Origin of the sequence: Microcoleus sp. Pol11C3 (assembly GCF_036701485.1) — a bacterium.
Taxonomy (GTDB): domain Bacteria; phylum Cyanobacteriota; class Cyanobacteriia; order Cyanobacteriales; family Microcoleaceae; genus Microcoleus.
The window spans coordinates 1-1,142 of the sequence record NZ_JAUBQW010000315.1; the positions used below are offsets into that span (position 1 = coordinate 1).

Here is a 1,142-nt window from a genome sequence, read left to right on the forward strand (position 1 = left end):
AACATTTTGGGGTCTTATATTTTTCACTCCTTTCAAGTCAGTTATATCATACCTCATCTTTTCGATAAATGCTATATGTACCGATTTGTCAATCTCATCCTGCTAAAAAGTAAAAACTCTGCGGTGTCGGTGCTTGAAATGTATGAACCTGAAACCCAACATAACATTTTTATTGTAGCCTGCCGCACATTTATCTGCTACTCATCTCTATTTGAATCGGTTTAGGACAATGTTGAACTGCCCAGGCTAAAATTGTCCAAGATACCTGGAAAACCCGTTTTCTGGTCTCCCAGCTCAATTTATCTCATTTTGTTCAGCAATTTTCGGTCAAAAGCGTTTACAACTCTTAAGACGGGTGAAGCTTTGAACCGAACCTAAACTAATAATTTGAAGCTAAATTACTGCTATGTCCAATCTTTCTCTCAACCGTTTAAGTGCTAAACTTTCAAGAAAAGTTACTCTGCGAACCGTACTCATAGTTCCATTTGTCTTGCAAGTATTTGCAGCCGTGGGAATTGTGGGATATTTATCATTTAAAAACAGTCAAAGAGCAGTTAATGACCTTGCGGCTCAGTTGATGGGCGAGGTGAGCAATCGCATCGAGCAAAATTTGAGAACTTATCTGCAAACTCCGCACCAAATCAATCAAAGCAAGCTGGATGCAGTGAAACTGGGTTTTGTGAACATGAAAGACTTGTCAGCTTGGGAAAAGTATCTGTGGCGACAAGTGCAATTACATCCTTATATCAATTTTACGTCGATCGCTAACCCAGATGGAGAATATCGCACCGGCGAAAAGATGTCGAACGGCACTTTATTGATTAACGCATCGGGCCCGTCTACAAATTTTGATTTTTATTCTTACAATACTAATGATAGGGGCGATCGCACGACAGTAGCAGCCTCTGTAAAAAACTTTGACATCCGACAGCACCCTTCCTACACCTATGCGGCTCTAGCAGTCAAACCCACTTGGAGTTCAGTTTATATATCCTTCCTAGAACCCACCTTGATTCTCAGCGCGCTGCAACCAGTTTACAACAGCCAGAAACAGCTAGAAGGAGTATTATAGTCATTTCAAATAAATGTGAGACAGAGGCAAGATCATGATAAAATCGATAAAAATAGTTAATTAGAAAAAA

The 1,142-nt window shown here is 39.8% G+C and carries 1 protein-coding gene; it reads left to right on the plus strand.

Annotated elements, in window-relative coordinates; all coding sequences use genetic code 11:
- Window positions 1-406 precede the first annotated feature (406 nt).
- Window positions 407-1,072 (plus strand): hypothetical protein, encoded by a 666-nt coding sequence (locus tag QUA40_RS28830; RefSeq protein ID WP_333132148.1) that lies wholly within the window; start codon window positions 407-409, stop codon window positions 1,070-1,072.
- The last annotated feature ends 70 nt before the right edge of the window (window positions 1,073-1,142 follow it).

Bases quoted from the DNA above. Each gene is read 5' to 3' on its own strand.
- QUA40_RS28830 (WP_333132148.1), top strand. From the start codon at position 407: ATGTCCAATCTTTCTCTCAACCGTTTAAGTGCTAAACTTTCAAGAAAA.